Annotated in this window: 6 protein-coding genes and 1 pseudogene; all 7 read right to left on the bottom strand. The window is 39.3% G+C overall.

The window, feature by feature from the left end; translation table 11 throughout:
* Positions 1 to 255: 255 nt before the first annotated feature.
* Complete coding sequence (cls, locus tag CI949_RS14120) at positions 256 to 1,674, bottom strand: cardiolipin synthase (protein WP_108137507.1); 1,419 nt, start codon at positions 1,672 to 1,674, stop codon at positions 256 to 258.
* Positions 1,675 to 1,689: 15 nt separating this feature from the next.
* Complete coding sequence (locus CI949_RS14125; RefSeq protein ID WP_133530145.1) at positions 1,690 to 2,727, bottom strand: HD-GYP domain-containing protein; 1,038 nt, start codon at positions 2,725 to 2,727, stop codon at positions 1,690 to 1,692.
* Positions 2,728 to 2,904: 177 nt separating this feature from the next.
* Positions 2,905 to 3,456: a hypothetical protein gene (locus CI949_RS14130; protein ID WP_108137504.1), complete on the bottom strand. Its 552-nt coding sequence runs from the start codon at positions 3,454 to 3,456 to the stop codon at positions 2,905 to 2,907.
* Entirely contained in the window at positions 3,449 to 4,015 is a 567-nt protein-coding gene (locus CI949_RS14135) for a hypothetical protein (protein ID WP_133530146.1), read from the bottom strand. Before CI949_RS14135 ends, CI949_RS14130 begins: the two co-directional genes overlap by 8 nt.
* Positions 4,008 to 5,600, bottom strand: coding sequence for an FMN-binding protein (locus CI949_RS20960; RefSeq protein WP_365941699.1), 1,593 nt, complete (start codon positions 5,598 to 5,600; stop codon positions 4,008 to 4,010). Before CI949_RS20960 ends, CI949_RS14135 begins: the two co-directional genes overlap by 8 nt.
* Positions 5,601 to 5,660: 60 nt before the next feature.
* Positions 5,661 to 6,746, bottom strand: a pseudogene (gene thiE, locus CI949_RS20965) (thiamine phosphate synthase); the annotation flags it as partial.
* On the bottom strand, positions 6,743 to 7,357 hold the full coding sequence (thiF, locus tag CI949_RS14145; protein ID WP_290767475.1) for a sulfur carrier protein ThiS adenylyltransferase ThiF: 615 nt from the start codon (positions 7,355 to 7,357) through the stop codon (positions 6,743 to 6,745). The pseudogene thiE and the gene thiF, both read right to left, overlap by 4 nt.
* Positions 7,358 to 7,463: the final 106 nt, after the last annotated feature.

Genomic DNA, 7,463 nt, shown 5'->3' on the forward strand with positions numbered 1-7,463 from the left:
TCATTGTCCAGCCCCGGTTTTCAAAAATTTCTCTTGTTATTTCTTCCGAATTTTCTAGGTCCTTTTAAAATTACCATCCTGATCAAATAGCATTAAATTTCCTCCTTTTCTAATATTTATACTATAAAAAGTATATCATAGAATAATTTGGAAATGAAGTAAAATTATTATAATACCCAAAAAAAGACCGCCCCAAAAAGGGCGGCTAGATTAATCAATATTTATTTGAGACTATAATAATTATTAAGAGCCAGATTAAAGAATCGGTGAAAGCAGTCTTGAAACTGACTCCCTGAGCTTCATTGTCCAGCCCCGGTTTTCAAAAATTTCTCTTGTTATTTCTTCCGAATTTTCTAGGTCCTCTGCAAAAATTTGATTATGGTATCTGGCCCGCTCCCGGTCATAGATAAAGGCATTTATCTCAAAATTTAATTTAAAACTGCGGACATCCATATTGGTTGTTCCGATCGAAAGAACCCGGCTGTCAATACAGAGAGTTTTACTGTGCAGAAAGCCCTTTTTATAACGGTAGCAGCGGGCTCCAGCATCCAAAAGTTCACCGACAAAAGAGTTATTGGCGGCATAGACAAAGGGATGATCTCCCCGGTCTGGAATCATAATTTTAACCTCAACTCCAGAGCGAGCGGCAATTTTTAGAGCTTCCAGCATCGATTGATCGGGAATAAAATAAGGGGTCTGAATATAAATTGACTTTTCGGCCTCATAGATCATCTTCAAAAAGAGGGACTTGACTTCAGCCTCTTTAGAGTCAGGCCCACTGCTGACAATCTGGACAGCTACATCTCCTCTAGATTTTTTTTCAGGGAAATATTTTTGCTTCCGCATCAGGGCATTACCACTGGCAAAGCTCCAGTCTAAAAGAAAACGATATTGAAGGCTGTCAACACTTTCACCTTTTAAACGCAGGTGAGTGTCACGCCAGTCACCAAATCTGCGGCTCTCTCCCAGATATTCATCACCAATATTTATGCCTCCCAGATACCCGATCTGGCCGTCAATTACCACATTCTTGCGGTGGTTGCGGTAATTCATATCAAGGACAAAGGGAGCAAAAGGAACCGCTTTACCGCCGGCATCTTCCAGTTCGAAAATTGTATAGCGCGAAAGATTTCTGCAGCCCATTCGATCATAGAGCAGCCTGACCTCAACTCCTTCTGCCGCCTTTTTAGTTAAAAGCTGCATAAACTGATCACCAAGCTGATCATCATTAATAATATAATAATTAGCATGTACAAATTTTTCGGCATTCTTAATATCTTCAAATAAATCAGCAAACTTTTCTCGGCCGCTGGTATAAATATCGAGCTGATTGTAGCCCAGTCCTGCCGGCAGATCATTTTCAAAAGCCAGCCTAATTATACTCTGCTCCAGATGATCAAAATCCTTAATTCTTTCCTTTAGTTCTGCGGCAATAAGTTTGCCATCATATTTTTTTAACTCATCTTCTTCCTGTTTCCGCTGAAAAAGCTTCCTTTTCTTAGGGGTTAAACCTAAAAATAGATACAGAACAAAGCCCAGTACTGGAATTAAAGTTAAAATTAAGAGCCAGGCCCAGGTTGCAGTCGGATCCTTTCTTTCAAAAAAGATCAAAAGGATGATAAAAATTATATTTAAGATTATGATTCCTGTTGGTAAAAAAGATAAAAAATTCATAAGATCTCCTCAACTTTAATTCTGCTCAGCTTCTTCCATCATTTCTTCCATCTGTTCAAGGTCTCTAAGTAATTTTTTGATACTCAGCTCACTCTGACTGCTTAAATCAAGATACTCATCCTCTGTTTTAACTATTGGTGATTCCGGATGAGAGGGATTAATAAACACCACCCGTGCCAGCTGATCATTGCTCAGAACTACGCGATCACCAATCAGTGAATAAGGAATTTTTTCTATAAAAAGCATCTTCAGCCTGTGATCAAAGGAATCAAAATCCTCTTCCATTATTTTAACTGCAGTAAATGGTGAAACTGCTTTCTGGTAGGGCCGGTCAGTTGTCAGGGCATCAAAAGTATCACAGATAGCAATAATTCTCCCGAATAAAGGAATTTCTTCCTTTTTTAGACCAAGGGGATAACCACCTCCATGGTAGCGCTCGTGGTGGGTTAAAACTCCGGCCATTATACTTTTTGAAAAACGGTTACTTTTTTTGAGAAGTTTATAACCATATTCGGAATGTTTTTTGACCTCTTCATATTCCTCTGGGCTCAGAGGAGCCGGCCTGGTTATTATTTCTTTTTTAATTCTGCTTTTGCCAATATCGTGAAGCAGAGCTGAGGTGGTCAAATTACAGATTTTGTTTTCTGTTAGATTTAACCAGTTTCCAAACTTATGGGCCAGAATTCCAACATGGAGAGAATGAGAATAAGTGTACATATCAATATCACGAGTTATTTTTAGAATATCTTCTAAATCAAGAGATTGAGAAATCTCCATTGCCTCTTCAGTCAGACTTCTAACTGTTCTAAAATCAACCTTTTTCATATAGTAGGCTTTTTTATAAGCTTCAGAAAAATCATCGAGACTTTTTTCATATTTTTCTTTAGCAATTACTTTTTTATCCTTTTCTGCTTCAATTACGGCAGCTGTTTTTATTTGAATTTCTTTAATTTCAGTTTCTTTTAACTGATCAATGAGCTTTCTATTTAACCGGGTGCCGGGTGGGATTAAGACACCGCCAAACTCACTCCGGACTTCCTCGTTAGTTATCATACCACTTTCTAAATCAATAATTTTAAAGGTACTGCTTTTAGCTGCAGAGATAGTAATCCCTCCTTAATTTACATATATAACTATTACTATTCATATTATAACATTTTTGGGTTTAAAACAACAGCAAAACCGACAGTTTGAACTGTCGGCATCATCTGAAGGAATTATTAAATTTGATTAGATAATTTGTATCCCAATTACTCCCAGGGCCAGCATTGCAATTGCAGCCAGCAGAGTCGAATAACTTTTAAAAACAGGTGCTGCATCAGAAATGATAATTTCTTCTTTAATGGCCGCAATCAGCACAAAAAGAATATAGCCGCCCAGAATATAGGCTGTATTTACTGTCATCATCTCTGCATAAACATAAGCTCCATTCTGAATCAACAGCTGGGTACCAAAAAGCGGTCCAATAGCCAGGATGAATTTAGGCAGCCCAAACCACTCCCCTTTCAGCTCACCCCAGTATTTGAGAACGGTAACCCCGAGCACTGTTGTAATAAAAAATATTGCCGGGTTGAGTGGATCCAGACCTGATGGTAAAAAGCTGTGTAAAAACCAGCCCAGTATATTAATTACAAAAACTGTGCTCACATACTTTAAACCTTTGACCGCTGTTTTTTTGATCGAGCCTGATTCAACCATCATAAATAATATCCCCAGGAAAAAAGCAAGACTCATATTTTCACTTAATAATGAATTCAAAAATAGACGAGATAACTCAGACAACTTTCTCACTTCCTTCCCTCAGGTTTTTTTTATCCTTACGTGAAAGCTCTACCAGCAGATAAATGATGCTGACTATTAAAAACGCTCCGGGGAAATCTTTGACAAAACCCAAAGGTGGATAACCCGCTACTGTCAGCTGAATAGAAAAAATACTGCCTCTACCTAATAGTTCACGCAGAGCACCGACAAAAATCATCAGGATAAAGAAATCCTTCTGATAGGCGAAAAATTCATTCTCACTTCTGCTGGCTCCAATATATATCAGTGGAGTTACGCCAAGCAGCAGTAAATAGTTGTTAACATAGATTTCTAATTCCGGAAAGATATCGATAACTGCTATGTAAAAAACATAGCTTAGGGTAATACCAACTCCAATCAGTAAATACCAGTGATAATCCTCCCTTTCAGTCATAAATCTGGCAAAGAATTTTATTAAAAGCGAAATCAAAACTGCACTGATAGCTGTGATTAAAGCCTGTTTTAAATTGTTGGTAGCTCCCAGCAGTGGCAAAAGCCCCATCAGCATTACTTTTTCGAGTATTGTTAGATTTTTATCCATTGGAACCTCCTTCTACAGCTTCTTCATCTGTTTCTTCTGTACTTTCTTCTTCCCAGGTTGCTGAAGAATCAGTATCAGAATCCTCTTCAGCTGCAAGAATTTCCTTAGCTGTCTGCAGATCTTCAGCTTCTTCAAGGCTGCCGTACCTTTCACCTGTAAGTGCATTATTTATCGCCTTTAGAAAAGCTTCAGAAGAATTGGTGGCTCCTGAAACCAGATCTACTTCCAGACTCTGCTCGGCAAGTAGATTTTGACTCAGTTCTGCCATTGCCTCATCTCCAATACCGGGACTTTCTTCCTGAGACACTATTCTAATCTCATTGATTTCATTAGCTTCAACTAAGACGCTGACTTCTATCGGAGCTCGGTGCCCCTCAGCTGAACCCCGATATTCTCCGTTTTCTAAGTTGAGGTCAGCTAAGCCGATCAGACCACTTTCACTTTCTGCTTCAGCTGCAGTTTCTTCCTCTCCCTCAGAGTCTTCTTCCTCCCAGGTTGCTGAAGAATCAGTGTCTGTTTCTGAATCTTCTTCAGAACCAGCATCGGTCTCAGCTGACTCCGAATCAGAGTTTAAAGCATTCCTAACTGCATTAATTGTCCCCTCTGAAGAATTAGTAGCTCCAGAAACCGAGTCAACTTCGAGGCTCTGCTCGGAAATAATTTGAGCTGCAATCTCTTCAATTGCATCATCACCAAGACCCTCAGTTTCATTTTGGGATAAGACTTCAATTTCGGTAATTTCTCCAGCTTCAACAACAACTTCTAATTCGATCTGACCGGAGTGGCCCTGAGCTGAGCCCTGGTAAGTTCCAGCTTCAAAATCACCATCAGTACTGGATTCCGGGGAAGCCTGATCGATTGCTTTTTGTACTGCTTCCATATATGCTTCACTGGTATAAGTTGCACCGGATATAACATCTAAATCAGCAGTTTGTTCTCTTAAGAGCTGAGCTTCTAGCTCTTCGTAAGCTGGCTCAGCCAGATGCTCGGTTTCCTGCTCTTTCAGAATCTCTAGATCAACTATATCTCCATTTTCAACTGTAATCTCCAGGACAATATCTCCCTGTGCTCCTTCAGCCTGTCCCTGATAGACTCCATCCTGCAGTCCAGCTTCCTTTTCTGCAATTAAAAGCCTCAGACCAGCCTGAACTCCTCGAGAGACTGTTTGAGAAGAATAAGTAGCTCCACTGATCATATCAGTTTCTGCCATAACCTGATCAGCCTCAGCAGTTGTAAATTCTCTAAACTGAGACAGGAATTCCTGATCCTTTATTCTGGCTCCCAGGGTTGGTGATTCGCTTTCATTAATAATTTGAATTTTATCTATACTACCTGCTGGCTCCAGACTCAATAAAAGCTCTATTGGAGCTTCAAAACCATTACGAGATATGTAAACAAGGTCTTTAATAATTTCTTCCTCTGCTCGTGCTGCAAATAAAATATCATTATCGTCTCTTTCTATTATTTCAAAGCTTTCTGCTGCCGGCACCGCTTCTTTTAAATGATTGTAGGTTAAACTACCGGGATAGGGGTCGTCATCATCGATTAAAGTCATGCCCACAAGTAAAATTAATACAGCCGCCATGATTATTGCACTGAAGTGAGCAACTCTTTTCTTAACATACTCAACTTCGCCAAAATGCGGTTCCTCAAAAGCATTATCTAGAAAATAAGAAGCTCCGTTAATAATCAAAATTGCAAAGGTTATTCCCTCAGGGTAAGGGGTATAGCGGCGGATAAAAATTGTTAAAAATCCTCCTGTCAGACCATAAACTATCTTTGCCCATTTAGCAACCGGAGAAGTTACCATATCTGTTGCCATATAAATAGCAGCAAAAATTAGTCCTCCGGAAAAGACGGCAAAAATAGGATCCTGACCAAAAAACATCGCTGCTCCAGCCGCACCGGCTATAAAGGAAAGCGGAATCCTCAGATCAATATAATCTCTAAGATACAAATAAGCTCCACCAATTAGCAGAGCGATAACAGAAGTTTCGCCAATACTGCCCGGAATGTTTCCGATTATCAGTTCAGTATAACTAAAAGAATCACTCCCCAGCTGCAGAGCTGTGGCCGCTGAAACTCCATCAACCGGACTTACCCATTCGATCATTAAAGCCGGATAGGATAAAAGCAGAATTGCTCTGGCAACTAAAGCCGGGTTAAAGATATTGCTGCCCAGCCCACCAAATAAGTGTTTCCCAACTACAACTGTTAAGAATCCACCCAGAATTGGTATCCACCAGGGAACCGCAGGCGGCAGAGTCAGACCAAGTAAAATACCCGCCAGAAAGGCACTCCCATCCTCTTTAGTATAGGTTTTAAAGATAGGTCCTACTCCAATATAGTCTGCCCCCCTTTTCACAGCATATTCAGCCTCTTGAGGTGAATGGGTTGACAGACCTATTATCTTATCTTCACCAAGCAGTTTTCGTACCTCTTCTAGAGGTAAATCCTCTTGACCGATATGTACACCATCTGCATCTATTACCAAAGCCAAATGGATATCATCATTAATAATGAAGGTTACCCCTGCTTCTTTTGTCAGCTCTCTTAACCTCTGACATTCCTCATATTTATAGAGCATCTTCTTTTCCTTTTCCCGATACTGAATAATCTTAACTCCAGCAGCAATCATCTCCTCTACCACCTCAATATTGCTTCTTCCCAAAGAAAACTTTTCAGCAGTAATACCATATAAATCTGTAGTCAACTTATCTATCTTATTCATATTCTTCCCTCCAATACAGCCTCTAAAATTAAATCTGCCTGTTTAGCTGCTACTATATTAACTCGTGGAGATAACGGTGGATTATCATCATTTATCTCTGTGATAAAATCACCTACTATATAAAATTTATCATTGAATCTTTTAGTCTGAATTTGATCAGTATTTCCCCAACCAGCCAAACCTGAAGCAGAGACTAGAAATTTATCAGAATTGACATATTGCTCTACTATCAGCTTCTTACTCTTTACCTCATCAAAGGCCTCTACTATAACATCAGAATCATCAAAGAATCGACTAATATTATCACTACTTACTCGTTCTACTATAGCTTCAACCTCTAAATCAGGATTGATTTTTAAAAGATTATCCTTTAAAGCCAATACCTTCGCCTGGCCTACTTGTTCACTGAAATAGAATTGGCGATTCAAATTAGAATACTCGATCTTATCAAAATCTACAATAACAAAGTGCTTAAAACCACTTCTTACTAAATTAAAGGCACAGTTAGAACCAAGTCCTCCTGCACCACCAATTCCTATTTTAACACCTTGTATCCTCTCTAAATTTTCTGCTCCGATATAACCTGCTAACGACTTCTCGAAATCATTCATTTAAATATGACCCTCCCCCAATTTGTAGGACACCGAGTTAAGATATATAATATAATCAGGAGGTGCCCGAAATGGGAAAAAGAAGAACTTACACAGAAGAATTCAA

The organism is Halanaerobium sp., assembly GCF_003070835.1.

Excerpts from the sequence above, each read along its gene's own strand:
- thiF (WP_290767475.1), bottom strand. The coding sequence starts at position 7,357 with ATGAATGATTTCGAGAAGTCGTTAGCAGGTTATATCGGAGCAGAAAAT.
- CI949_RS14125 (WP_133530145.1), bottom strand. The coding sequence starts at position 2,727 with ATGATAACTAACGAGGAAGTCCGGAGTGAGTTTGGCGGTGTCTTAATC.
- cls (WP_108137507.1), bottom strand. The coding sequence starts at position 1,674 with ATGAATTTTTTATCTTTTTTACCAACAGGAATCATAATCTTAAATATA.
- CI949_RS20960 (WP_365941699.1), bottom strand. The coding sequence starts at position 5,600 with ATGGCGGCTGTATTAATTTTACTTGTGGGCATGACTTTAATCGATGAT.
- CI949_RS14135 (WP_133530146.1), bottom strand. The coding sequence starts at position 4,015 with ATGGATAAAAATCTAACAATACTCGAAAAAGTAATGCTGATGGGGCTT.